The following is a 428-nucleotide window of genomic DNA, read 5'->3' as shown; positions in this document are numbered from 1 at the left end:
GAATAGGGGAATAGGGGAGGCTATTCGGCTGTAAGTTTACGGATGAGAAGTCGAAGAAGCTTTCCCACACTTTCGGTACTCGCCAACAATGGGCCGGACGTCGCTTTCGGCGCGATGCCAATACGTTCAGCAATCAGAAGCTGAGTTTCCAGTTCCTTCAATGATCCTTGGGCAATACGGAGAAACTGCAGATAGGAGCCTCGAATTTCCCTGCCATACCCCTCGGCTATGTTCGCCGGCACCGACGTTGCAGAGCGCCGCACTTGGCTGGTCAGTCCATAAAGTTCTTCTTTGGGCCAGGATTTCGTAGCACCGTAGACCGCCACCGCAAGATCCATCGCCTGCTCCCAAACCAGCAAGTCCTTGTAGGACCCTGTTTTTTCGGTCATCCGTCCCTACTCCCCTACTCCCCTACTCCCCTACTCCCC

Annotated in this window: 1 protein-coding gene; it reads right to left on the bottom strand. The window is 54.7% G+C overall.

All coding sequences use genetic code 11. The features are described from left to right. Positions 1–20 precede the first annotated feature (20 nt). Complete coding sequence (locus EN884_RS38245) at positions 21–389, bottom strand: four helix bundle protein (RefSeq protein ID WP_063170070.1); 369 nt, start codon at positions 387–389, stop codon at positions 21–23. Positions 390–428: the final 39 nt, after the last annotated feature.

It is taken from the genome of Mesorhizobium sp. M7A.F.Ca.AU.001.01.1.1 (assembly GCF_004022735.1).
Lineage (GTDB): Bacteria > Pseudomonadota > Alphaproteobacteria > Rhizobiales > Rhizobiaceae > Mesorhizobium > Mesorhizobium ciceri.
The sequence above is the reverse complement of the archived record's forward strand: the minus strand, read 5'-3'. Positions and strand labels throughout refer to the sequence as shown.